The sequence below is a fragment of the Marinobacter persicus genome (assembly GCF_900114155.1).
GTDB lineage: Bacteria > Pseudomonadota > Gammaproteobacteria > Pseudomonadales > Oleiphilaceae > Marinobacter > Marinobacter persicus.
Map to the genome: position 1 here is coordinate 304,744 of NZ_FOSC01000002.1, position 25,083 is coordinate 329,826.

Genomic DNA, 25,083 nt, shown 5'->3' on the forward strand with positions numbered 1-25,083 from the left:
ACGAAAGTTTCGAAAACAAAGACAACACAGAAAGTTTGCAAAGACTGTTCTATGATTGAGACAGTTCCAGGCAACTGCTGACAATCCCGAGGGGAGGTTTGATGTACCAGGACGACGATCCCATTGAAACCACGGAATGGCTCGACGCGCTCGAGTCTTTGATAGAAAACGAGGGCGTGGAGCGGGCCAAATTCATTCTTGAACGCCTGTCTGAGCGCGCCAGTCGCGATGGCACCGAGCTGCCGTATTCCATCAACACGCCATTTCGCAACAGCATTCCCGTTTCCCAGCAATCGCAAATGCCGGGCGATCTGTTCATGGAGCGCCGTATCCGCTCGCTGATCCGATGGAACGCCATGGCCATGGTGGTTCGAGCCAACAAGCGCCCGGGCGAGCTGGGCGGCCACATTTCCACCTTCTCCTCCGCCGCCACCCTTTATGACGTGGGCTTCAACTACTTCTTCCACGGCGGCGACGACAAGCGCGACGCCGACCTGGTGTATTTCCAGGGGCATGCGGCACCGGGCATCTACGCCCGCTCCTTCCTGGAGGGCCGCTTTGATGAGTGGCAACTGGATAAATTCCGCGAAGAAGTTGATGGCGAAGGCCTGCCTTCCTACCCGCACCCGTGGCTGCTGCCGGATTACTGGCAGTTCCCAACGGTTTCCATGGGCCTTGGGCCGATTCAGGCCATCTACCAGGCCCATGTGATGAAGTACCTGGACAACCGCGAGCTGATCGACTCCGACAAGCGCAAAGTCTGGGCCTTTGTCGGCGATGGTGAGTGCGACGAGCCGGAAACCCTGGGTTCCATTTCCAAGGCAGGCCGTGAAGGGCTGGACAACCTGATCTTTGTCGTGAACTGCAACCTGCAGCGCCTGGACGGCCCGGTTCGTGGTAACGGCAAAATCATCCAGGAGCTCGAAGGTGTGTTCCGCGGCGCGGGCTGGAACGTGATCAAGGTGGTCTGGGGCCGCATGTGGGACCCGCTGTTCGAGAAAGACGAAGACGGCGTGATGCAGAAGGCCATGGACGAAATCTGTGACGGCGACCTGCAGAACTATGTGTTCAAGGGCCCGGCCTACACCCGCAAGGAATTCTTTGGTCGTTATCCGCAACTGTCCAAGATGGTGGAAGACTGGTCTGATGAAGAGCTGCTCAAGCTCAATCGCGGTGGCCATGACCCCTATAAGGTCTATGCGGCTTACCACAAGGCTGTCAACCAGGCTAATGGCAAGCCGACCGTGATCCTGGCCCACACCATCAAGGGCTATGGCTTCGGTCAGGCCGGCGAAGCACAAAACACCGCTCACTCCCTGAAGAAGCTGGACCTGGATACCCTGAAGGACTTCCGCGACCGTTTCGCTATTCCGCTGAAAGACGACGAGCTGGAAGACGTCCCTTATTACCGCCCGGCACCGGACAGCCCGGAGCTGGTGTACATGAAAAAGCGTCGCCAGGAACTCGGTGGTTTCTATCCCAAGCGCAACAAGGATTGCCAGCCGCTGAAGATCCCCGATCTGGATATCTTCAAACAGGTACTGGAAGGTTCGAACGGCCGTGAAATTTCCACCACCATGGCGTTTGTGCGCATCCTGACGTCACTGGTGAAGGACAAGCGTATCGGCAAGCGGGTAGTGCCCATTGTGCCGGATGAGGCCCGGACTTTCGGCATGGAAGGCATGTTCCGGCAGCTGGGTATTTATACGTCCGAGGGCCAGAAATACGTGCCCCAGGACCGTGACCAGATCATGTACTACCGGGAAGACAAAAAGGGCCAGATCCTGCAGGAAGGCATCAATGAAGACGGCGCCATGGCCACCTGGATGGCGGCGGCCACGTCTTACAGCACCAACAACTTCCCGCTGATTCCGTTTTACGTGTTCTATTCCATGTTCGGTTTCCAGCGAGTGGGCGACCTGGCCTGGGCCTCCGGTGACATCCAGGCCCGAGGCTTCTTGATCGGTGGAACCGCCGGTCGCACCACTATTAATGGTGAAGGTCTGCAGCACCAGGATGGCCACAGCCATGTGCTGGCCAACACCATCCCGAACTGCCGTGCCTATGACCCGGCCTTCGGTTACGAAATGGCCGTGGTGATCCGTCAGGGCATGAAGGAAATGTTCGAAGACAACCAGAACGTTTTCTATTACCTGACTGTGGAAAACGAGTTCTACGAGCAGCCAGCCATGCCGGAAGGCTGCGAAGACGGCATCATCAAAGGCATGTACAAGTTCGACTCGGTGGAAGCAAAAGGTGGCAAGAAAGCCCCGCGGGTTCAGCTGCTGGGTGCCGGCGCCATCTTCAATGAAGTTACCGCTGCCGCGCAGATGCTTAAGGACGACTGGGGTGTGGCCTCTGATGTTTGGAGTGTCACCAGCTACAATGAGCTTGCCCGGGATGGCCAGCACGTAGAACGCTGGAACCACCTGCATCCGGATGACAAGCCGCGCAAAGCCTACGTGACCCAGATGCTCGAAGAGCAGAAGGGCCCGGTGGTGTCTTCCACCGACTATATCAAGCTGCATTCCGAACAGTTGCGCGCCTTCATCCCGAAGACCTACATGACCCTGGGCACCGACGGCTTTGGCCGAAGTGATACCCGCCAGAAGCTGCGCAGCTTCTTCGAGGTGGATCGCTACTATGTGACGGTAACGGCTCTGGCTGCCCTGGCCAAAGATGGTGACATCAAGCAGGAGGTGGTGCTCGAAGCCATGCGCAAGTACGGAATCGACCGCAACAAACCGAACCCGGTGCTGAGCTAAGGAGACCGCCATGAGTGAACAGGAAATCAAGGTTCCCGATCTCGGCGGCGCTGATGAAGTCGAGATCATCGAAATCACCGTCAGCGAGGGCGATTCGGTTGAGGCGGAAGACCCGATCCTGACCATTGAATCGGACAAGGCCTCGGTGGAACTGCCGTCGCCCGCTGCCGGCAAGATCACCAAAATCACCGCCAAGGTGGGTGACAAGGTCAAGGAGGGCGATGTGGTCGGCATGATCGACGCCAGCGGTGAGGGTGCGAGCTCAGACGACGAGCCTGCCGAGGAGCCGGAGAAAGAGCCGGCCGGGGCAGAGTCTGAAGAGAAGTCCGAAGACAAACCCGAAGAAAACGCCGAGAAAGGCGCTGACGAGCCAAAAGCGGAAGAATCCAGGCCAAAGAAAAAAGGCGGCTCGCGTCAGGAAACGGTGAAAGTGCCGAACCTGGACGGGTTTGACGACGTGCCGGTGATAGAAATCAACGTGGCCGAAGGCGACACCGTGAGCGAGGAGGATCCGCTGGTGACGGTGGAATCCGATAAGGCCACGATGGAGATACCTTCTCCTTTTGCCGGCAAGATCAGCAAGATTCTGGTCAAGGAAGGCGACAAGCTGTCCGAAGGCAACGATCTGCTGGAAATGACGGTTGAGGAAGACGGCGATGAAGAGCAAGAGGCTTCTCCGGCGGAAGGCAGTTCCTCGTCGGAAAACGCTGAGCCTGAACCATCCGGAGACTCTTCGGAGCCGGCGCCGGGGAAGAGTGAGGCCGATACCAAGCCACAGGATTCCGGCTACGAGCCACCGGCTCCGGGCACCAAGGTGCATGCCGGGCCCGCCGTGCGCAAGCTGGCGCGGGAATTCGGGGCGGACCTGACGCGCATCAAGGGCAGTGGCCCGAAAAGCCGCATTCTCAAGGACGACGTTCAGGCCTATGTGAAAGGCCAGTTGCAACAAACCCAGAAGGGGGATGGAGCCGCCGGTGCCACCGGTGCCGGTATTCCAGGCGTGAAGCTGCCGGACTTCAGCCAGTTTGGTGAGGTGGAGCGCGAAAGCATGTCCCGCATGATGGCGGCCACAGCCGTGAACATGCAGCGCAGCTGGCTGAACGTGCCGCATGTGACCCAGTTCGACGAAGCCGACATCACCGAGATGGAAAGCTTCCGCAAGGCGCAGAAAGCGGCCGGCGAGAAGAAAGGCATCAAGATGACGCCGCTGCCGTTCCTGCTGAAGGCCTGTGCCGCCGCGCTGGCGGAACTGCCGCAGTTCAACGTGTCGCTGGACATGGAGCGCAAGGAAGTGGTGCACAAGAAGTACATCCACATCGGCATTGCGGTGGACACGCCGCACGGCCTGATGGTGCCCGTACTTCGGGACGTGGACCAGAAAGGCCTGTGGGAACTGGCGGCCGAGAGCGCCGAACTGGCCCAGAAGGCCCGGGACAAGCAGCTGAAGCCTGCAGAGATGCAGGGTGCCTGCTTCACCATCACCAGCCTCGGCGGCATTGGTGGCACGGCCTTCACGCCGATTGTGAACACACCTGAAGTGGCAATCCTTGGCGTGTCCAAGGCGGCCATGAAGCCGGTGTGGGATGGCGAGGAGTTCCAGCCACGGCTGATGCTGCCGCTGTCACTGTCCTACGACCACCGGGCCGTGAATGGCGCTGATGCGGCGCGCTTTACCAACCTGCTAACGCAGCTGCTGGGGGATATTCGTACCTTGTTGCTGTGAGGCGGCGTAACGCCAAAGCCGTTGTAATAAGACCCTGGCCTTCGGGCCGGGGTTTTTTGTGTCACTCAGGAGGGCTTGTTGATTTGTGCTCATAGCCTGGCTGTTTTGGTGGAGGCAAGGGGGCCCGGCACTCTTTCTTCCTACCTCTATGATAACGCTGGAAATTGGTTGCCGATAAACGCAAAAACCCCGGCGCAAAGGCCGGGGTTTCTGCTGAGTTAACTTCTAACGGAAGAATTAGAAGTTGTACTGCGCAGCGAACATCAGGCGGTTGGCGTCGCCATCGTCGCCGTTCACTTCTTCTGTTTTCAGGTACTGATATTCAACACCCAGCATCACGTTTTCCACTGGTGTCATCATGTAGTTTACGTGAACTTTCTGGTTGGTTTCGGTTTGAGAGCGGACCGCTTCCAGCTGATTCTGGCTGTTTGCATAATCGCTTTCTGCGTCATCCCAGTCCATCTTGGCCAAACCGTAGCCAACGTTGACGCTGCTGCCATTTCCGAGGGAAAGGCTTGTGCCGATGGTGGCAGAGTAGCTAGAGATGGTTTCGATGTCGCCATCTACGACGTAACCATCCGTGCCGTAATAGTTGTCACCAGTGCGCCACACATAGGTGTTAGCGCCATCGCTGTAGTTAACGGCGCCTTGGATGGAGAGCATGTCAGTAACATTGAATTTCGCGGCAGCGAAAGCAGCAAAGCCTATCGCGCTGTCATCGGCGGTACCTGTGTCGTAAGACAGCTGCTTAATGACGGCCGCAGCAGAATAAGACATCATGTCGTTGGAGTCTTCGAATCGGGCAGTCAAAGCAGGGAGACTTTTCTTGGCTTCAACGTCACCAACAGCGGCATCGACTGTCTCTTGTGCGAGTGTGCCTGTGTCCTGATCAATAACCCACTGGGTAGTTGGAGCGCTTACCGCGCCAAGTGAACCCCGGGGATCTTCCAGTGCTACCGACAAGGGGCCGGTTGTATACCGGACTTGCTCCTCCCGATCTTGCATGCCGGGGTTGCCAGCGGTGCCATCGAAATCTAGCGTCGCAGTGGTGCCTACAAAGCTGTTGAAGTTAGACCATGTGCGGCCGGCCAAAACGCCCTTGTATTCGCCATATGCTTGGCGCAAGCGAAGGCTGCCTGCCGAGTTACCTGACCCGCGGAAATCACCTTCTACGAGGATTTTTACGCCTTCAGGTGTGACGGTCTTGATACCGACCCGACTTTGCTTTGCGTCAGCGCCGAGGTGACCAGTTACTTCATCATCTTCAGCAGCGCCAGTGTTGATCTTGGAAAAATCACCAGCTTGAGTCGAAGTAGCTGTGTCCTCATCGATATCGTAAGAAGCGTTCAGGCGTGCAAAACCATAAATGCTGGTCTCCCAATCGCCAGTTGGCACGTCAAGCGCAGCTGCCTGTCCTGCCATACCAAAAGCAGCCATTGCAGCCGTCGCTCGGATTGCCATTCTGAGTTTGTTGTTTTGCATCGTTGTTTTCTCCAATCATCAATTTGTTTTTGTTGGACCCAGAAAACAAGGTAGTTACGAAAGTGTGACAATTCAAACAGATTCGGCAGATATTTAGACGAATGTCTATGGAGTGATCGGTCGGTAGGAAAACATCTATATGTCGATGTTCGGCGTAAACCAACGAATGGCAAAGAAACCTTCACTGCTTTCCGGCGAGACGTTCGCCTTCCTGGATATCGAAACCACCGGCGGTAACCCGCAGCGGGATCGCATTACCGAGATCGGTATTCGTTTCTGGCGCGATGGTCAGGTGGTGGGCGAGTGGCAAACCCTGTTGAACCCTGAAACCCGCATTTCCGGATTTATCGAACAGCTGACCAGTATCAGCAATTCGCTGGTGGCCGATGAGCCGGTGTTTGCTGATATCGCCAATGAGCTGGAGGAGCAGCTCCGGGGCAAGGTGCTGGTGGCTTACAATGCCCGGTTTGACTATGGCTTTCTGAAAGCGGAGTTTCGCCGTCTCGGCCATTTGTTTACGGCGAAAGTGCTTTGCACGGTGCGTTTGTCCCGGGCGCTTTATCCCCAGCACAAACGCCACAACATGGATGCACTGATGGCGCGCCATAACCTGCCGCAGGTTCAGCGCCACCGGGCCATGGGTGATGTGGCCGCGATGCTGTCGTTTTTCGAGCATGTGCTGGCCGAGCGCGGCGCTGAAACTGTGGAGCCGGTGTTGGCAACCCTGCTGCAACGGCCCAGCACGCCGTCCCACGTGCCGGCTGAAATGCTCAGGGATTTGCCATCCCGCCCGGGTGTTTACCGGTTCTACGGCGATAACGATGTGCTGCTGTACGTGGGCAAAAGCACCAACATTGCCCAACGAGTGGCATCCCATTTTGCCGGGGATCATCAATCCGGCAAGGCCCTGAGGATGTCCGAAAGCCTGCGCCGGGTGGCCTACACCGAAACCGCAGGCGAGCTGGGAGCATTGCTGTTCGAGCTCAAACAAATCAAAAACCTGAGCCCGCTTTATAACCGCCGTTCCCGTGCCGCGAAAAGCCTGGTGAGCATTGCGCTGCAGGCCAATGCGGACGGTTATTTGGAGGCCGGTCTGGCAAGGGAAATCTCGCCCGACCGGCTGGGTGACTACTTCGGGCTTTTCCGCAGCAAACGAGACGCAGTGAATGCCCTGCGCGGCATTGCCAGCAAAAATGACTTGTGTGGCAAGTTGCTTGGGCTGGAACCGCAAGGGCCGGGCCCTTGTTTCCAGCGTTCGCTCGGCCGCTGCAAGGGGGCCTGCGAAGGTGCGGAAGATGTCACCCGCTACAACCTACGTATGCAGATTGCCTTCCACAACCTGCAATTGAAAACCTGGCCCTGGGCCGGTCCCGTGGCGTTGGTTGAACACAATAAAGCCACGCAACGCACGGATTTTCTGGTGGTCTGGAACTGGATTCACATCGCTACCCTGCATAGCGAGCAAGACCTGGCTGACTTTGAGCCGCCCACCACTCCCGTCACCTTTGATCTGGATTCCTACAAACTACTGGCCAAGGCTTTGCTGGGACCGGAGCGCCATCATCACCGTGTGATTGAGATGCCGGCCATTCATCAGCCGTCGGTTGTGATGCCTTGAAAGGCCTATCCGCTTACTCCCGCACACGTTAGTATTAGTTCCGAAAGCTTCTTTTAAGACTGACTGATTGAGAGAGATCCATGAACAAAGACCCCGTCTCCCGCGAACTGTTTGACGAAGTTATGGTGCCCAACTACGCCCCCGGGAACATCATTCCGGTGCGAGGCGAAGGCTCCCGCGTTTGGGACCAGGACGGACGTGAATTCGTGGATCTGCAGGGTGGCATCGCCGTGACCAGCCTGGGCCATGCGCACCCGGGGCTGCTGGGCGCCTTGTACGAGCAGTCCGAGAAAATCTGGCATTTGTCCAACGTCATGACCAACGAGCCGGCCCTGCGTCTGGCCAAAACCCTGTGCGACCTGACCTTCGCCGAACGGGTCTTCTTCGCCAACTCCGGCGCCGAGGCCAATGAAGCCGCCTTCAAACTGGCTCGCCGCTATGCCTGGGACAATACTGGCGCGGAGAAGAACGAAATCATCTCCTTCACCAACTCCTTCCACGGTCGAACCCTGTTCACCGTCGCCGTGGGTGGCCAGCCGAAGTACCTGGAAGGCTTCGAACCGGCGCCGGGTGGCATTCACCACGCGGAATTCAACAACCTGGAATCGGTGAAGGCGCTGATCTCCAAAGAGAAAACCTGCGCCGTGGTGGTCGAGCCCATTCAGGGCGAAGGCGGTGTTTTGCCCGCCGATAAAGACTTCCTGCAGGGTCTGCGCGAACTGTGCGACGAACACGATGCGCTGCTGGTGTTTGACGAAGTGCAAACCGGCGCCGGCCGCACCGGCCACCTTTACGCTTACGAAATGTATGGCGTAACCCCGGATATCCTCACCAGCGCCAAGGGCTTGGGTGGCGGTTTCCCGATTGCCGCCATGCTAACCACGGAAAAAGTGGCCGCCAGCCTGAGCGTGGGCACCCATGGCAGCACCTACGGCGGCAACGCCCTGGCCTGCGCTGTAGCCCAGAAAGTGGTGGATACCGTCAGCCAGCCGGAAGTGCTCAAAGGGGTGAAAGCCCATTCCGACATGCTGCGTAAAGGCATGATGGACATCGGCGAGCGCTACGGCGTATTCCGTGAAGTGCGCGGCGCCGGTTTGCTGCTGGGGTGTGTGCTGACCGAAGAATGGAAAGGCCGGGCCAAGGATTTTGTCGCTGCTGGTCTGGATGAAGGCGTCATGGTACTCGTCGCTGGCGGTGATGTGGTGCGCCTGGCGCCTTCGCTGATTATTCCTGAAACTGATATTGAAGAAGCATTGGCGCGTTTTGAGCGGGCGGTGGCAACACTGACAGGCCTTTAACTGCTCTTGGGTCGCACCTTGGTGCGTGCAGGCAGGAAGTGCCTGATTAGAGGCCTGCTTCAGGATAAGGAGGCTGTCGGGTACGGCTTGGAAGGAGTATCTGAAGCCATGGATGGCTTCAGCTAAGAGAACGACCGCCATGGAGGGCGGAAGTGCAGATTTTGCAGGAGCAAAAATCTGCCAGGGATGTCTCGAGCGTCTCCTGGAAAGCCGTACCCGACAGACTCCGAACAGGCAGCACCAAACAAGCAGGCCCCAAAAGCGGAAACTCCCAAACCAGGAGCCCAAGAATGCTAATAATAAGGCCCATCCAAACCGACGACCTGGACGACCTCTACGAGCTCACCGGCGCCGCCGGCAACGGCCTGACCACGCTCCCGCAGGACCGCGACATCCTGCAGCAAAAAATCCGCAAGGCCAGGGACACCTTCGAAGGCCGCTGTCCACCGGACGCCGGGCTCTACCTGTTTGTGCTCGAAGACCTGGAACAAAACCGCTGCGTGGGCGTCAGCGGCATCCAGGCCCGGGTAGGGCTGGACGAAGTATTCTACAATTACCGCCTGAGCATCACCGTACACGACAGCCGCGAGCTGGACGTACACGTTCGCACCCCCACGCTCTACCTGACCAACGACATGACCGACGCCACCGAGATCGGCTCTCTGCTGCTGGCAGAAGACTATCGCGGTGGTGGCAACGGCCTGCTACTGGCCCGCAGCCGGTTCCTGTTTCTGGGAGAATTCCGGCAGCACTTCTCCGACAAAATCTTTGCCGAACTGCGCGGCATCTCCGATGACCAGGGCGTAAGCCCGTTGTGGGAAGCCCTGGGCCGGCGGTTCTTCGACATGTCATTCACCGAAGCCGACCGCCTGTCCGGGCTGGGCAACAAAAGCTTCATCGCCGAACTCATGCCGCGCTTTCCCATCTATCTGTCCCTGCTACCAGATAGCGCCAGCGAGGTGATTGGCCAGGTACACCGTGATACCCGGCCAGCCCTGAAAATGCTCCAGGCCGAAGGCTTCAACTTTAACGGACTGGTGGACATATTCGACGGCGGCCCGCTGCTGGAAGCCTTTCTGCACAACATCCGCAGCATTCGCCAAAGCACCCTGCGCCGCGTGGTGCAAGACGATTCCGTGTCCATGGACCATGGCGACAACCCGGTCATGGTCAGCAATGGTTCTTTCAGCGATTTCCGCGTGGCCATTGTCCCGGCCTGCGGTGACTCCCACCTGCGCTTACCGAAAGCGGTCATGGATGCCTTGCAAATTACAGAAGATGACGAGGTGCGGGTCACGCCCTTGAAAGAGGTGGGGTTGTGAGCAATACCTGTAGTAGATGAGGTTTTGTACCAAATTATGAGAGTTATCGGGTACGTGTTCCCAAAACCGTGCGGAGCCAAGGATGGCGGAGCTCGAGCGTTACATGGATGTATTTAAAGCGTGTTTTGGGAACACGTACCCGATAACTCAGGCACTGGCTAGCAGGAGGTTTTATGAGCCACACCCTCACCGGCGAACTCTACATCAACGGCCTCTGGCTTCAGGGCCACGGAGCCGCGTTTGAATCCGAGCACCCGGTAACCGGTGACACCGTGTGGGACGGCAACGCCGCCAATCAGGAAGATGTGGACGCTGCCGTACGCGAGGCGCAAAGGGCCTTCTCTGACTGGCGGCGCAAGAGTTTTGCCCAGCGCCGGGCGCTGGTGGAAGGGTTTGGCCATCAGTTGGAGCTGAACAAGGAAGCACTGGCCCGGCAAATCGGCCTGGAAACCGGCAAACCCCTGTGGGAAGCCCGCACCGAAGTGGCCTCCATGATTGGCAAGATCGCCATTTCCATTGACGCCTATAACACCCGCACCGGTCAGTCCAAAACCGAGGTGGCCGGCGGGCGCGCGGTGCTTCGCCACCGGCCCCATGGGGTGGTCGCCGTGTTCGGCCCCTACAACTTCCCCGGGCACCTGCCCAACGGCCATATTGTGCCCGCACTGCTGGCGGGCAACACCGTTGTGTTCAAGCCCAGCGAGCTGGCGCCGGGTGTGGCGGAGATCACCGTCAAGCTCTGGGAAAAAGCGGGTTTGCCCCAGGGCGTGCTAAACCTGGTACAGGGCAGCGCCGACACCGGCAAGTCGCTGTCCCGCCATCCGCTTGTGGATGGCCTGTTTTTTACCGGCAGCGCCACCGTGGGCCATCAGTTGCACCATCAGTTTGGTGGCCAGCCGGAAAAAATCCTGGCGCTGGAAATGGGGGGCAACAACCCACTGATCGTGCAGAACGTGGCCGATATTGACGCCGCTGTGCATCACACCATCCAGTCTGCGTTTGTCTCCGCCGGCCAGCGCTGCACCTGCGCCCGGCGTTTGCTCGTACCCAAGGGTAAAAAGGGTGACGCCTTCCTTGACCGACTGGCACAGGTGGCTGGCAAACTGAAAGTGGGCGAGTTTGATGCCGAGCCACAGCCGTTCATGGGGGCGGTCATCTCGCCGGAGGCCGCCGATAAACTGCTGAACGCGCAAAAAGACTTGTTGGCGAAGGGCGCAAAGCCGTTGCTCGAAATGCAGCAACTGAAACCGGGCACCGGCCTGCTGTCGCCAGGGATCATCGACGCCACCGGCCTTGAACAGCAGGACGAAGAACACTTCGGCCCGCTGCTCACAGTGATTCGCTACAAGAGCTTTGATGAAGCGCTTGAACTGGCCAACAGTACCCGTTTCGGGCTGGCGGCCGGCATCCTGACCGACGACCGCAAGCTGTACAAACGGCTGGAGGAAGAAGCCCGGGCCGGCATCGTTAACTGGAACCGGCCACTGACCGGCGCCAGCAGTGCGGCGCCCTTTGGTGGCGTCGGCGCCAGTGGCAACCATCGGCCGAGCGCATACTACGCAGCTGATTACTGCGCCTGGCCCATGGCCTCGCTCGAAGCCGACAAGCCCGAAATGCCGGACAACCTGGCACCGGGCCTGAGCTTCGACTGACGCCTTGAGGGGCAAAGCACAAGGTTCACAACCCACGACTCACAACAACACTCAAGACAACAGAAAAGGGGCGCCCGCCATGGTAACGCACGCAGTGGAAGCCAACTTCGACGGCCTGGTGGGGCCGACCCATAACTACGCCGGCCTGTCCTGGGGTAACGTGGCCTCGAAAACCAACGTGAACGCCGTGGCCAACCCGAAGGAAGCCGCGTTGCAAGGCCTGGCCAAGATGAAGCTGCTGGCGGACCGGGGGTATGTGCAGGGTGTGTTGCCGCCCCACGAGCGGCCACACATTCCCACCTTGCGCGCCCTCGGGTTCACCGGCAACGACGCCGATGTGCTGGCGCAGGCGGCTCAATCGGCCCCGGCCGTGCTGGCAGCGGTTTCTTCAGCCTCGGCCATGTGGACGGCCAACGCGGCAACCGTCTCGCCCAGTGCCGATACCGGTGATCACCGGGTGCATTTCACGCCTGCCAACCTCAGCGCCAAGTTCCACCGCTCCATTGAACACGAGGTGACCGGCCGGGCCCTGAAAGCCATATTCACGGACGAAAGCTACTTCGCCCACCACCCGGCCTTACCGTCGGGCAGCCACTTCGGTGACGAAGGCGCGGCCAATCATACCCGGTTGTGCAGCCGCTACGGTGAGCCGGGAGTGGAGCTGTTTGTCTACGGCAAAGCTGCGTTTAACGAAGCCGCGCCTGCGCCGGCCAGATACCCGGCCCGACAGACCCTGGAGGCTTCGCAGGCCATCGCTCGCCTGCACGGGTTAACCGCAGACCATACCGTGTATGCCCAGCAGAACCCGGCCGCCATCGACGCGGGTGTGTTTCACAACGACGTGATCGCCGTGGGCAACGGCAATGCGCTGTTCTACCACGAACAGGCGTTTCTGGATGAGCAACGGGTGTTGGCGGATATTCGCCAGAGGTTGGCGGGCGTGGAACTCGAAGCAGTGCGGGTGTCTTCCGAAGACGTCCCGCTGCAGGACGCCGTGGCCTCCTACCTGTTTAACAGTCAGTTGCTGAATACACCCGACGGCATGCTGCTGGCTGTGCCGGGTGAGTGTCGTGAAATCGAAACCGTGAGCCGATACCTGGATGAGTTGTTGCTCAGCAATGGGCCGATCACCAGCGTTGAGGTGTTCGACGTCAAACAATCCATGCGCAACGGCGGTGGCCCGGCCTGCCTGCGCCTGCGGGTGGTCCTGACAGACGACGAACTGAAGGCCATGAATCACGGTGTGCTGCTGACCGATGACCTGTACCAACGACTGGTGACCTGGGTGGAGGCCCATTACCGGGACGAGCTCACGCAAGCCGACCTGGCCGATCCCATGTTGCTGGAAGAAAGCCGCAAGGCTCTGGACGAGCTTACCGGCATACTTGGCCTGGGCAGTATCTACGACTTCCAGTTGTAAGCTGGTGGCGCCGGCCGTACCAGCAGCCCCACCCGCTGGCCGACGGGCACAGCCGGATTCGGAAACACAATCGCCTCCGGCGCCGTGCCCACACGATAGCAGGTCTGGTCATCCTCCCAGATCATCGTGCCGGATGGATGCTCGGTAAAATTCGCCACATCGTCCGGCACATGGAACCGGAACGATGGCCCGGTATTCAGAATCTCGTGAACTACCTCGAATACCGTCAAATGATCAAACGGCGGCCCCGCCTCCGGTGCCGGCAACCCCCGAAACCGCCGCCGCAATGCCTGTTCAATACCCCGGAACCGACGCAGGTCATTGTGGCCAAGCGGCTCCACCTTACCCAGCTCCACGGTAAAACTCTCCGCCCCTAGCAGGCTGGCGGAAAACGCCGAAAACACGGTGGATTCCTTGTGCTGGAGAAGCAGCGTCTCCACTTCGGCTTCCAGCAAAAACGCACACTGATCCGCGGGCGGCACTGAACGCCCTTCCACATGCGGATACAACGCAAACCGCTCCCGCTTCGAAGGCCGAATCGCCGTGTGCAGATCGTAATGGCTCAGCGCCAGCTCCTGATGCGCCATCGCAAACTGCCGACACATCTCCTCCAGAAACCGCGCCCGCCGCGCCTCCGGCAGCCCTTCGTATTGGCTCTCCCGATGCGCCCCATTGAACAACCGGTTCAGATTCACATCCAAAAACCGTTCCCCCGCCACCATTGCGGGCGGGTTGCCAAGAATCAGCAACAGCGGGCAACCTAGCGACCACTCACCGGCCAACAACTCCGACACCAACCCGTTCAACACCTCAATCGGCGCCGTCTCATTGCCATGAATCCCGGCAGAGACAATCAGCGCTTCCTGGTTCAGGTTGGCCCGCCCGGCGGGTGGCGCGAACCACAGCATACCGGTGCCCTTGCGCGACACACGAGTGCCGTCTGGTAGCTCGGTTTTGGTTTCAGAGAGATCAGCAGAAGCGTGGGTAAGCGTGTGGGTAAGCCAGTCGCCGTGGAAATCGAAGAGATGGTTTGAAGCGTTCATATAGTCCCCGTTAGTCAGGGATTGTGAGTTGACCGCAATTGAATCCCCGAAAAAACTCTGGGGCAGACAGGCAGGAGGTTTCTCCCGGGAATTTCGAAGGCCATGGATGGCCTGAGATAAGCGCACATGGGTCTGGCCGAGCGCTTATGAAGCAAAGCTTCATGCGACAGCCGGACGACCGCAATCTATGATTGCGGGCCGGACCCGCTTGCGGGTGCTCGTAGCGGTTCCCGGGAGAAGCCTCCTGCCTGTTTGCCTTGCACAAATGTTCGTAGCGCTTTCCAGAAGGCGTTCCCTGCCGGCTGGCCTTGCACCATAAGCTCGTAGCGGTTTCCGGAAAGGCATCCCCAGCGGCAGTTCTTGCACCCGAAACCTAAGAACTGACTGGTCTTTGGTGCCGCAAAAGCCGCTTCTCCAGCTTCCGGAACGCAAACACCAGCAAAAACGTCAGCGCCATGTAACAAAGCGCCACAAAAATAAACGCCTCAAAAGGCGCATAAAACCGCGAATAAATATTCCGCGCCGCCCCGGTCAAATCCACGATGGTCACCACACTGGCAATCGCACTGGCGTGCAGCATGAAAATCACCTCATTGGCATAGGCCTGCACCGCCCGCCGCGCCGCACTGGGCAGAATGATCCGTCGCATGCGCAAGAACCAGTTCATGCCATACGCCTTCGCGGCTTCAATTTCACCATGGGGGGTGGCCACAATGGCTCCCCGAATGATTTCCGTGGTGTAGGCTGCCGTATTCAGGGTGAACGCCAATAGTGCCGGGTACAGCGGTTCGCGGAAAATTTCCCACCAGAAAGAATCCTGAATGCCGTGAATCTGCGCCACCCCGTAATAAATAATATACAACTGAATCAGCAACGGCGTGCCGCGAAACAGATAGGTGTAGAGCCAGATCGGGCCGGACACAAAGGGGTTTTTCACCGTGCGGAGAATCGCCAGCGGTACCGCCACCACCAGCCCGATAATCAGCGACAGAAACACCAGGTGGACCGTGGTTACCAGCCCGTCCCAGTATTCCATCAGGGTCATGGCGGTAAAAATGTCGTTCTGATTAAGCCACTCGACAATAAACTCGGGCATCACTTAGCTCCCCTGGACCACGCCGGCGTGCGCCCGCTTGTCGAGCCACTTGATGAACAGTTCCGAGCCGGCGGTCAATGCCAGATACACCGCCGCTACCGGAATAAAGAAATGAAAGGGCATGCGTTCGGCCTTGGCGGCTTCTTCCGCCACGCGCACCATGTCGGTCAGGCCAATGATCGACACCAGTGCGGTGGTTTTGAGCAGCACCTGCCAGTTGTTGCCGATGCCGGGCAGGGCATGGCGCAGCATTTGCGGCACCATGACCCGCCGGAAGGTGTGCCAGCGGGTGAACCCGTAGGCCCGTGCCGCTTCAATCTGGCCGCTTTCCACCGCCAGAAAGGCACCGCGGAAGGTCTCGGTCATGTAGGCTCCGAAAATGAGACCAATGGTCACGACGCCGGAAATGAACGGATCAAACTGGAAGAAGAAGTCGATCTCGTAGGCTTCCCACAGGTAATCCGACAGCATATTCACGCCCACCTGGCCGCCATAGTAGAACAGCAACATCATGACGATGTCGGGGACACCGCGAATCAGGGTGGTGTACGTGGCGGCAAAGCCGGCCAGAAACCGATTGCCGGACAGCTTGGCGCTGGCACCCAGCAAACCAAGGGTGAGTGCCAGGGCCAGGGATAAAAACGCCAGTTCAATGGTAACCAACGCCCCTGCGGCGAGCTCCGGGCCGTAACCTTTCAGATCAAACATGGGAATATCCGGGAAGCGGGGAGCAGCGGAGCGCTGCTCCCGGGCTTGTCGTCAACAGCTGGGTTAAATCTTGATGTCGTAGCTGAAGTATTTTTCCATAATGGCGTCGTAGGTGCCGTCTTCCTTCAGCGTTTTCAGGGCGGCGTTAACCTCATCGGCCAGCTCCCGGTCACGCTTGCGCATGGCTACACCAACGCCTTGACCCAGTTTCACCGGCTCACCGACTTCCTTGAAACCCTCTCGGTTCAGGATAGTCTGCTCGCCCACCGGGTAATCAACGAACACCACGTCCAGCCGCTGGCCTTCCAGGTCCAGGACCATATCCTCGGCAGTGGTGTAGCGCTTGATGTTCACGGTACCGCCCATGTTCTCGGTCACGTAGGAATCCATGGTGGTGCCACGCTGCACGCCCACGGTTTTGCCTTCCATGGCCGCCATGTCGGTCACGTCGGTATTAAAGGATTCCGGAGCAAACCAGCCACCCGGGGTGATGTAGTAGGGCTCGGAGAAGTTCACCCGCTTGGCGCGCTCTTCGGTGATCGACATGGAGGACATGATCAGATCAAATTTGCGGGCCAGCAGACCGGGAATCATGCCGTCCCAGGCCTGGATAACGAATTCACAGTTGGCCTGCATTTCCTGGCACATGGCCTCGGCCAGCTCTACCTCGAAACCGGTCAGCTCGCCGTCGTCGTTGCGGTATTCAAAGGGCTCGTAGGGAACGTCGAAGGCGATACGCAGGTCGCGGTCCTGGGCCTGGGCGCCGCCGGCCATCAGGGCCAGGGCAGTTGTTGCGGCAACCATCAGTTTTTTCATGTGTCACTTCTCCAGTTTTGCCTTGTGGGCTTTAATTTTTATGGAAGTTTTCAGTTCTGTTACCGGTTAAAGGTAGCACCGGCTCAGAACTTGGGAGCAAGAAACTGTTTCATCCGCTCGGAATCCGGGTTGTCGAATACCTTTTGCGGCGTACCCTGCTCTTCAATCACGCCCTGATGCAAGAACAGGACCTGACTCGACACATCCCTTGCAAAGGCCATCTCGTGGGTCACCACGATCATGGTTCGGCCTTCCTCGGCCAGACTCTGCATCACTTTCAATACTTCGCCCACCAGCTCCGGGTCCAGTGCCGATGTGGGTTCATCAAACAACATCACTTCCGGCTCCATCGCCAGGGCCCGGGCGATGGCTGCCCGCTGCTGCTGGCCACCGGACATCTGGGCCGGGTAATAGTCCTTGCGCTCGTAAATGCCGACCTTGTGCAGATACGCCTCGGCCCGCTCGATGGCTTCTTTTTTGGGCACCTTCAGCACGTGCACCGGCGCCTCGATAATGTTCTCCAGAATGGTCATGTGTGACCACAGATTGAAACCCTGGAACACCATGGAAAGCCGGGCGCGAATCTGCTCCACCTGTTTATTGTCAGCTGGAATGCGCTGGCCCTTGCGGTTCTCGGTGAACCGGATCGGGTCACCGTGCACGATAATGTCGCCGGAGGTGGGCGTTTCCAGCAGGTTGATGCAACGCAGGAAGGTGCTTTTACCGGAACCGGAGCTGCCAATCAACGAGACCACATCGCCCTTGCGGGTTTCCAGAGAGATTCCTTTCAGTACTTCGTGCTTGTCGAAGGTTTTGTGAATGTCCCTGCAAATCAGAGGCGCGGGTTCCGCCATGGGGTGGCTCCTGAGGCTGTTTTTTCAAAGGCGCTTGTTTTACGGACTGCGGCCGAGGAAATCAATAGCAAATTGTCTTATTCGAAACGGATGTTTGAACGCCATTCTCGCTTAATTGTTGATCAATGCAAGCCTTAAGGAGCTTCCGGGGCTGGCTCGCGCAGTAGCTGGTCGCCCCGTTTTTCCATTTCCATCAAGGTCTGGCGCACAAACTGAACGTGGTGGGTGGCAATTTTACGGGCCTGCCGGGGGTTGGCGGCCATGATTGCCTCGTACAGCTGCTTGTGGTGCCTGGTGATCCGGCGCCGCATCTCCTCCCGGGGATTCAGGTTCGATACCGAGGCCTGGACTGTCAGCAGCATCATGTTTTTCAGGCCGCTGAGCACATGTACCAGCACTGGGTTGTGGGAGGCCTCAACAATGGCTTGATGAAACCCGTGGTCCAGGCGGGCATTGTGCAGCGGGTCGGTGTTCTCCAGGGCCTGATAGGCCTGGGTAAGCCGGTGGCGATCCAGATTGGTGGCGCGCTGGGCGGCAAGGAACGCTGCCTGGCCTTCCAGTTGCTCCCGAACTTCCAGCAGGTCAAACAGGGTGCGGGAGTGGCCCTGGTACAGGTACATCAGAGGGCTGTCGGAATGCCGGTTGTCGGCATCCGGAACAATACTGGCGACGAACGAGCCTTTGCCGTGACGGGTCTCTATCACGCCCCGCGCCTGTAACTCATGAAGCGCCTCGCGAACCGCCGAGCGGGACACTTGCAAGCGGGCGGAAAGCTGGCGCTCCGAGGGTATTTTCTGGCCGGGTGCAAGCCCACCTTCCAGAATCAGGTGTTCGAGTCGATAGGAGATGTCTCTGGATATGCCCATTGCCTGCTGGTCTGACCAGTTGCTGTGTTTACCGGTAGTTTAGGCGATGGCTCGGGGCCCGGGCAAACTTCCCGATACACGGCACCTTAGCGTTACCCGCCGAACTGGCATCAAATAAACTGGTCGGACCAGTTGCAAAACCTATGGACCTTTGAGGCGAATCCAAAGACCATCGAAGGTATATCGCGGTAACCCTCCAACAACAAAATAGGTGCCGACCATGCTTACCATAAAACGACTGTCTCTGGACGACGCGCGGACTTTGATTGCCGGCGCTTCGGAAAAGGCCCGGGAGATCGGTGTGCCCATGTGCATCGCGGTGACTGATGAATCCGGCAACCTGATTGCCTTTGAGCGGATGGACGGTGGCAAAACCACCAGCGTGATCATCGCCCAGGACAAGGCCTTCACCGCCGGTGCCGCCAGAAAAGCCACCCACGAATACAACGCCGCAAATGTGCCCGGTAACCTGGCCTTTGGCATCAACACCGAAGTGGGCGGACGCCTCAGCTCCGTCGGTGGCGGCCTGCCGGTTATCGTCGACGGCGACGTGGTGGGCGGCATTGGCCTGAGCTCCGGCACGCCGCAACAGGACATGGATTGCGCCCAGGCTGGAATCGACTATTTTCTAGGCAAACGCCAATAACACCCGAGAGAGCCATGACAAGCGAATCCAGATCCAGCAAACAGCAGCTGGCGGACGAATTCCGGTCGTTTATCGACCCACAGTTCGTCATCAGTGACGAGGAAACCCTCAAGCCCTACGAGTGCGACGGCCTCGCCATGTATCGGGAGATGCCGATGCTGGTGGTGCTGCCGGAAACCGTGGAGCAGGTGCAGCGGGTGATGCGCATCTGCCATGAAAAGGGTGTGCCGGTCGTGGCCCGGGGCGCGGGCACGGGCCTGTGTGCAGGTGCCATGCCCCATAAAGAGGGTGTGGTGCTGTCGCTGGCCAAGTTCAATCGCATCCTGGATATTGACCCGGTGGCCCGCACTGCCCGGTTGCAGCCGGGCGTGCGCAACCTGGCCATCAGTGAAGAGGCAGCGCAATACGGCCTTTATTACGGGCCTGATCCGTCCTCCCAGATCGCTTGCACCATCGGCGGTAACGTGGCGGAAAACTCCGGCGGCGTGCATTGCCTGAAATACGGGCTGACCGTTCACAACCTTTTGAAAGTGGAAGTGATCACCGTTGAGGGCGAACGAGTCACCGTTGGTAGCGATGGGTTGGATGCCTGCGGTATGGACCTGCTGGCGCTGCTGACCGGTTCGGAAGGTTTGTTGGGGGTGGTCACGGAAGTCACCGTGAAGCTGCTGCCCACCCCCGAAGTGGCGCGGGTGATCATGGCCGGCTTCGACAGCATCGAAAAGGCGGGCGACGCGGTGGGCGCGGTGATCTCCCATGGCATTATCCCCGGTGGCCTGGAAATGATGGACGGCCACGCCATTATTGCCGCCGATGATTTCTGCCAGGCCGGCTATCCACGGGACGCCAAGGCCCTGCTGCTGTGCGAGGTGGATGGCACCGAAGAGGAAGTGGACGAACACATCGCCGAGGCCGAGGCCGTGTTCCGCAAGCTCAGCGCCACCTCCATTCGCACCTCCACCAGCGAGGAAGAGCGGGCGCTGTTGTGGAAAGGCCGCAAATCGGCGTTCCCGGCCGTGGGGCGCATCTCCCCGGATTATTACTGCATGGACGGCACCATTCCCCGGCGCCATCTGGCCCGCGTACTGCTTGAAATGGAAAAGATGTCGGACGAGTTCGGCCTGCGCGTGGCCAATGTTTTCCATGCCGGCGATGGCAACCTGCACCCGTTGATCCTGTTTGACGCCAACGTGCCCGGCGAGTTTGAGAAGGCCGAGGCCTTCGGTTCCCGGATTCTGGAGCTGTGTGTCGAAGTGGGCGGCTGCATCACCGGCGAGCACGGCGTGGGCGTGGAGAAGATCCGGCAGATGGCGGTGCAGTTCGATGACCGGGAACTGGCGCAGTTCCACAGCGTGAAAGTCGCCTTCGACCCCAAGGGTATCCTCAACCCGGGCAAGGGCGTGCCTACGCTCAAGTTCTGCCAGGAATACCGCTCGATTGAGCACAAACAACACAAGCACGAACAGGCGGGGGCCGAGCATGGCTGATCAAATTCAATCCCTGCAGGAGCAAGTACTCAAGGCCCGCGCGGAAAGGCAAACACTGAATATCGTCGGCGGTGGTACCAAATCGTTCATGGGGAGGACACCGGACAATGACGCCGCGACTCTCAGCCTGGCCGAACATACTGGCGTTGTGGAATATCACCCGGTGGAGCTGGTGCTGACGGTGCGCGCCGGTACCACGCTGAGTGAGATCGAAGCCGTGCTGGCCGAGGAAGGCCAGTGCCTGCACTTTGAACCGCCCCGGTTGGGCGAAAACGGTGAGGGCGCCACCATTGGCGGTACCCTGGCCTGCAACCTGTCCGGCCCCGCGCGGCCCTGGAGCGGTTCGGTGCGGGATCAGGTGCTGGGGCTGCGTCTGCTCAATGGCCAGGGCGAACACCTGCGCTTTGGTGGGCAGGTCATGAAAAACGTGGCGGGCTACGATGTCTCGCGCCTGCAGGCCGGCGCCATGGGCACGCTCGGCGTGATGACAGAGATCAGCCTGAAAGTCATGCCCAAGCCGGCGACCACCGCCACCCTGGTACAGGAAATGCCCCTGGACAGCGCCATTGATTACATGAACCGCCGCGCCGGCGAGCCCAAGCCCCTGACCGGCGCCTGCTGGTTCGATGGCAAAGTCTACCTGCGGCTGGCCGGTGCCCGTTCGGCGGTGGAGGCCACGGCTGAGCAGTGGGAGGGCGAGGTGTTTGAAGGCGGCGATGCGCTCTGGCAGCAGATTCGGGACCTGCAGCACGAGTTCTTCGCCGGTGATGACCCGTTTTGGCGCTTTTCCGTGAAGTCCTCTGCGATCATGCCGAGCCTGGATGGCCCCTGGCTGGTGGACTGGGCCGGCGCCCAGCGCTGGTACCGGGGGCAGGCGACCCTGAGAGACCTGGAGCCACTGGCTCTTGAGGCCGGCGGGCAGGTCAGCCTGTTCCGTGGCGGAGACCGCACCGGTGAGGTGATGCTCTCCCAGCCCGAGGCGCTGAAAGCCATTCAGCGCCGCATCAAGCAATCGTTCGATCCCGACGGCCTGTTTAACCCGGGCCGCCTCTACAGCTGGTTGTAATCATGCAAACGAATCTGGTTCAACAATTTGCCAATACCCCCGAGGGGCAGGAAGCCGAGGAAATCCTGCGGGCCTGCGTGCACTGCGGTTTCTGCACCGCCACCTGCCCGACCTACCAGGAACTGAACGACGAGCGGGACGGTCCCCGGGGGCGAATCTACCTGATGAAGATGTTCCTGGAAGGGAGCGAAGTCACCGAGAAAACCCGGGAACACCTGGACCGCTGCCTGACCTGCCGCAGCTGCGAAACCACCTGTCCCTCCGGTGTGAAGTACGGCCGCCTGGTGGACATCAGCCGGGGGTTGATCGACGAACAATTGCCTCGCCCGGCCAAGGAAAAGTGGCTGCGCTGGGGGCTGACCCGCCTGCTGCCCAACCGCCGCCTCTTTGGTCTTGGTCTGCGTGTAGGCCAGGCCTTCCGGCCGGTTTTACCGCAGGCGCTTCGGGCCAAGGTGCCGCCCAGACGAAAGGCCAGCCCCTGGCCGTCGTCTAGTCACAACCGCATTGTGCTGGCCTTGGCCGGCTGCGTGCAGCCTTCGGCCGCACCCAACACCAACGCCGCTGCCGCCCGGGTGCTGGACAAGCTGGGCATAACCCTGGTGGAAGCGCCACAGGCCGGTTGCTGCGGTGCGGTGAACTATCACCTCTCCGAACATGAACGCGGCCTGCAGGAAATGCGCCGGAACATCGATGCCTGGTGGCCGGCCATTGAGTCTGGAGCGGAGGCCATCGTGATGACAGCCTCCGGTTGTGGCGCCATGGTGCAGGAATACGGCCACCTGCTTCGCCATGACCCCGTCTATGCCGGCAAAGCCGCGCGTGTCAGCGAGTTGTGTGTGGATCTGGGCGAGTTCCTGCTAAAAGAGGATCTGGAACCACTGAAAGCCAGCGCCGAGGGTGGCAAGGTGGCGTTCCATTGCCCCTGTACCCTGCAACACGCCATGAAACAGAACGGCGTGGTGGAACAGGTATTGACCCGTGCCGGCGTGCCCCTGGCGCAAACCCGCGACAAGCACCTGTGCTGCGGTTCGGCGGGCACCTATTCCATCACCCAGCCGGAAATGAGCCAGAAGCTGCTGGATAACAAACTGAAGGCACTGACGGTGGAAGATCCGGTGAGGATTGTCACCGCCAACATTGGCTGCCAGTTGCATCTGGAGAGCAAGGCCAAAGTGCCGGTGCAGCACTGGGTAGAGTTGTTGGATAGGTAGGTGCACCTTATTGCACTCGTCGATCTTTTCAGTCTAGGGTTGCAGATAGGAGTCGGTTTGCGGGGGAGGCCTTTCCAGAACCGTGCGGAGCCAGGGATGGCGGAGCTCGAGCGGGACAGGGATGTCTTTACAGCGTGTTTTGGAAAGGCCTCCCCCGTAAACTGACGGTCGGACTATTAACAAGCTATTAAACAACACAGGAAGTGAACATCATGCCAAGGATCACGGCCCTGGCCCTGCTGGTTTGTGCAGGGCTTTCCCCTCATGCGTTTGCCGAAATCTACCAATGGACCGACGCCAAAGGCGCCGTGCACTTCTCCGACACCCCGCCGGAGCAGGGCAACCACCAGCCCTTAGACATGCAACCCATGGTTACTGTACCCATGCACGAGAACCTGAAGCAGGCCGACAGTGTCAGCCGCAGCCGGCGGGCCGTGGGTAAAATGCTGGAATCCGAGCACGAAGACCGCTTCAGCTCCGGAGACAAATCCGCAAAAGCCGACAGTTGCCGAAAACTGGAGCAGCGCCTTAAACGTATCCAGGCCCAGTTGCGCAGCGGCTATGAAAACGATCGGGGCAACCGGCTGCGCGAGCAGCGCCGTGAACTGAGCCGGCAGCACAGCCGGGAATGCATCCTCGGTTGATTGAAGCCTGGCGGTTCCCTGAACCTTCGGAAACCGCTCATTGTTCTTTGATAATAATTATTGTTAGCTATCTACCTGCTAACAGGAGGTAGATCTTGTCCCATTTTTACTTGGCACTTTTGCTGGGCATGACGGTAGCATTGGGCCCCCTGGCCCTCGATGCCTACCTGCCCGCCTTCCCGGACATTGCTGACGGTTTTGGTATACATCACTCCGATGTGGGGCTCACCCTCAGCGCCTACGTGGCCACACTGGGTATGGCCCAATTGGTGGGCGGCCCGCTGTCTGACCGCTATGGCCGGCGCATGATTCTGTTGGGCGGCCTGGCCATTTTCGCCGGTGCGGCCGTGATGGTGGCGCAGGCCGGTTCGTTGATGGAAATGTCGGTCTGGCGGGTGATCCAGGGCGTTGGCGGTGCCTTCTGTGCGGTCTCGGTGCCGGCCATCGTGCGCGATCAGGTCAGCGGCCAGGACGCCGCACGACTGTTCGGCCTGATTGGCCTGATCATGTTCATCGCCCCGGCGGCCGCACCCTCACTCGGTGCGCTCATGCTGGCGCTGGGCGACTGGCATTTTATCTTTGTTGTGCTGGCCGGTTACGCGGTGTTTCTGGCCATGGTGCTGCAGCTGGCTTTGTTTCCCAAGCTCAAACCCCGTCCCCGCGCCACCACGCCGGTCAGCACCCTGGTGACCAACTACCTGCTGGTGCTGCGCCATAAAACCACCATGCGTTTTATCGGTATTCAGGTACTGTGCTTCAGCGCCATGCTGTTGTTCATCACCCACTCGTCCTTTATTTACCAGGAGTGGTTTGGCCTTTCCAACAGCAGCTTTTCTATCCTGTTCGCCGCTAACATTGCCCTGATGGCCACACTGAACCTGATCAACCGCCCGCTGTTACGCCATTTCCACTCGGTGGTTCTGCTGCGCTTCCAGGTGCTGCTGCAAAGCCTGGCGCTGGTCGGACTAGTCACGGTTGTGGCACTGGATGGACCGTTCTGGGCGGTGGCCGGGCTAATCATCACCAGCATCGGCTTCCAGGGTGGCATCGTGCCCAACAACATGGCTAACGCCCTCGACTTCTTCCCACACATGGGGGGAACCGCCGCTGCTTTGCTGGGCGCTTCTCAGTTCACCCTGGCTGGCGGCATCAGCGCTCTGTCATCCACCTTTGGTGGCGAAAGCCTGTTGCCGATTGTCGCCAGCATGCTTGCCTGCTCTGTGGGTGCGGCGCTGTTGGCACTCGGTGCACCGAGGGCGGTGCAGAGGGAAAAGGCGCGGTTGGCTTCGAAGCGTGGCTGATTAAACTATGTGCAAGTCAGTAAGGGGGTAGGGTTTTCCAAAACACGCCGCGCAAGTACATCCCT

General features: G+C 59.4%; 20 protein-coding genes. 13 read left to right on the forward strand and 7 right to left on the reverse strand.

Annotated elements, in window-relative coordinates; all coding sequences use genetic code 11:
- Positions 1 to 101: 101 nt before the first annotated feature.
- A complete protein-coding gene (gene aceE, locus BMZ63_RS03410) occupies positions 102 to 2,765 on the forward strand; it encodes a pyruvate dehydrogenase (acetyl-transferring), homodimeric type (protein WP_091701655.1) in 2,664 nt (887 codons plus the stop codon).
- Between the two features lie 10 nt (positions 2,766 to 2,775).
- Positions 2,776 to 4,488, forward strand: coding sequence for a dihydrolipoyllysine-residue acetyltransferase (gene aceF / locus BMZ63_RS03415; protein WP_091701658.1), 1,713 nt, complete (start codon positions 2,776 to 2,778; stop codon positions 4,486 to 4,488).
- A gap of 237 nt (positions 4,489 to 4,725) precedes the next feature.
- On the opposite strand, the gene BMZ63_RS03420 is transcribed toward aceF, so the two are convergent.
- Positions 4,726 to 5,970 (reverse strand): DcaP family trimeric outer membrane transporter, encoded by a 1,245-nt coding sequence (locus BMZ63_RS03420; protein ID WP_091701661.1) that lies wholly within the window; start codon positions 5,968 to 5,970, stop codon positions 4,726 to 4,728.
- Between the two features lie 166 nt (positions 5,971 to 6,136).
- On the opposite strand from BMZ63_RS03420, the gene BMZ63_RS03425 reads away from it, so the two are divergent.
- The 5 genes from BMZ63_RS03425 to astB all read left to right on the forward strand — a co-directional run bounded on the left by BMZ63_RS03425 (position 6,137) and on the right by astB (position 13,280).
- Positions 6,137 to 7,588, forward strand: a complete 1,452-nt coding sequence (locus tag BMZ63_RS03425) for an exonuclease domain-containing protein (protein ID WP_091701858.1) — start codon at positions 6,137 to 6,139, stop codon at positions 7,586 to 7,588.
- A gap of 80 nt (positions 7,589 to 7,668) precedes the next feature.
- Entirely contained in the window at positions 7,669 to 8,886 is a 1,218-nt protein-coding gene (locus BMZ63_RS03430) for an aspartate aminotransferase family protein (RefSeq protein ID WP_091701663.1), read from the forward strand.
- Positions 8,887 to 9,176: 290 nt separating this feature from the next.
- A complete protein-coding gene (astA, locus tag BMZ63_RS03435) occupies positions 9,177 to 10,208 on the forward strand; it encodes an arginine N-succinyltransferase (protein ID WP_091701665.1) in 1,032 nt (343 codons plus the stop codon).
- Positions 10,209 to 10,381: 173 nt separating this feature from the next.
- The gene (gene astD / locus BMZ63_RS03440) at positions 10,382 to 11,860 is read left to right on the forward strand and encodes a succinylglutamate-semialdehyde dehydrogenase (RefSeq protein WP_091701668.1); all 1,479 of its coding nucleotides are present in this window, start codon (positions 10,382 to 10,384) and stop codon (positions 11,858 to 11,860) included.
- A 79-nt stretch (positions 11,861 to 11,939) separates the two neighbouring features.
- Positions 11,940 to 13,280 carry an N-succinylarginine dihydrolase gene (gene astB / locus BMZ63_RS03445; RefSeq protein ID WP_091701671.1) on the forward strand — a complete coding sequence of 447 codons (1,341 nt, stop codon included), beginning with the start codon at positions 11,940 to 11,942 and terminating at the stop codon, positions 13,278 to 13,280.
- Here the strand turns inward: astB and BMZ63_RS03450 are convergent.
- The 6 genes from BMZ63_RS03450 to BMZ63_RS03475 all read right to left on the reverse strand — a co-directional run bounded on the left by BMZ63_RS03450 (position 13,262) and on the right by BMZ63_RS03475 (position 18,663).
- Complete coding sequence (locus BMZ63_RS03450; protein WP_091701673.1) at positions 13,262 to 14,323, reverse strand: succinylglutamate desuccinylase; 1,062 nt, start codon at positions 14,321 to 14,323, stop codon at positions 13,262 to 13,264. The genes astB and BMZ63_RS03450 overlap by 19 nt on opposite strands.
- A 373-nt stretch (positions 14,324 to 14,696) precedes the next feature.
- Positions 14,697 to 15,419: an ABC transporter permease gene (locus BMZ63_RS03455; RefSeq protein ID WP_091701676.1), complete on the reverse strand. Its 723-nt coding sequence runs from the start codon at positions 15,417 to 15,419 to the stop codon at positions 14,697 to 14,699.
- A 3-nt stretch (positions 15,420 to 15,422) separates the two neighbouring features.
- Positions 15,423 to 16,127, reverse strand: a complete 705-nt coding sequence (locus BMZ63_RS03460) for an ABC transporter permease (RefSeq protein ID WP_091701679.1) — start codon at positions 16,125 to 16,127, stop codon at positions 15,423 to 15,425.
- Between the two features lie 63 nt (positions 16,128 to 16,190).
- Complete coding sequence (locus BMZ63_RS03465; protein WP_091701681.1) at positions 16,191 to 16,943, reverse strand: transporter substrate-binding domain-containing protein; 753 nt, start codon at positions 16,941 to 16,943, stop codon at positions 16,191 to 16,193.
- An 83-nt stretch (positions 16,944 to 17,026) separates the two neighbouring features.
- Complete coding sequence (locus BMZ63_RS03470) at positions 17,027 to 17,797, reverse strand: ABC transporter ATP-binding protein (RefSeq protein WP_091701684.1); 771 nt, start codon at positions 17,795 to 17,797, stop codon at positions 17,027 to 17,029.
- Positions 17,798 to 17,931: 134 nt separating this feature from the next.
- Positions 17,932 to 18,663, reverse strand: coding sequence for an FCD domain-containing protein (locus tag BMZ63_RS03475; RefSeq protein WP_091701686.1), 732 nt, complete (start codon positions 18,661 to 18,663; stop codon positions 17,932 to 17,934).
- 220 nt (positions 18,664 to 18,883) lie between these two features.
- On the opposite strand from BMZ63_RS03475, the gene BMZ63_RS03480 reads away from it, so the two are divergent.
- The 6 genes from BMZ63_RS03480 to BMZ63_RS03505 all read left to right on the forward strand — a co-directional run bounded on the left by BMZ63_RS03480 (position 18,884) and on the right by BMZ63_RS03505 (position 25,018).
- A complete protein-coding gene (locus BMZ63_RS03480; protein WP_091701689.1) occupies positions 18,884 to 19,309 on the forward strand; it encodes a GlcG/HbpS family heme-binding protein in 426 nt (141 codons plus the stop codon).
- 14 nt (positions 19,310 to 19,323) lie between these two features.
- Complete coding sequence (locus BMZ63_RS03485; protein ID WP_091701692.1) at positions 19,324 to 20,796, forward strand: FAD-linked oxidase C-terminal domain-containing protein; 1,473 nt, start codon at positions 19,324 to 19,326, stop codon at positions 20,794 to 20,796.
- Complete coding sequence (gene glcE / locus BMZ63_RS03490) at positions 20,789 to 21,862, forward strand: glycolate oxidase subunit GlcE (RefSeq protein ID WP_091701694.1); 1,074 nt, start codon at positions 20,789 to 20,791, stop codon at positions 21,860 to 21,862. Before BMZ63_RS03485 ends, glcE begins: the two co-directional genes overlap by 8 nt.
- 2 nt (positions 21,863 to 21,864) lie before the next feature.
- Positions 21,865 to 23,073, forward strand: a complete 1,209-nt coding sequence (glcF, locus tag BMZ63_RS03495; protein WP_091701697.1) for a glycolate oxidase subunit GlcF — start codon at positions 21,865 to 21,867, stop codon at positions 23,071 to 23,073.
- A 212-nt stretch (positions 23,074 to 23,285) separates the two neighbouring features.
- On the forward strand, positions 23,286 to 23,717 hold the full coding sequence (locus BMZ63_RS03500; protein ID WP_091701700.1) for a DUF4124 domain-containing protein: 432 nt from the start codon (positions 23,286 to 23,288) through the stop codon (positions 23,715 to 23,717).
- Positions 23,718 to 23,812: 95 nt separating this feature from the next.
- Positions 23,813 to 25,018, forward strand: a complete 1,206-nt coding sequence (locus BMZ63_RS03505; RefSeq protein WP_091701702.1) for a multidrug effflux MFS transporter — start codon at positions 23,813 to 23,815, stop codon at positions 25,016 to 25,018.
- Positions 25,019 to 25,083 lie beyond the last annotated feature (65 nt).